General features: G+C 66.8%; 1 pseudogene. It reads right to left on the bottom strand.

What is annotated here, in order from left to right:
• Positions 1-52: 52 nt before the first annotated feature.
• Positions 53-277, bottom strand: a pseudogene (locus tag ACR9ZK_RS21920) (ABC transporter ATP-binding protein); the annotation flags it as partial.

Below are 277 nucleotides of genomic sequence, written 5' to 3' on the forward strand. Positions count from 1 at the left end.
TTGTTGATGCGGAGTTCCTGCCAGGCCTCCACGAGCGTGGAGATGATGCTGGTCATGAGCGGGCTCCCGCTTCCGCGCGGGCCAACGGGCTCAATACCCCGGAATCGAGCCGGTAGCAGGCGCGGGCCAGGGCCGCCACGTTGGTGTCGTGCGTGATGGTGACCAAGGCGGCAGCTGTTTCCGTGGCCACGGTATCGAGCAATGCCATGACTGCCTGGCCGGTCTCCACGTCCAGGGCACCGGTTGGCTCATCTGCGAGGATCAGCCTGGGCCGGCG

This window comes from Monashia sp. HAY1-5C, assembly GCF_056755255.1.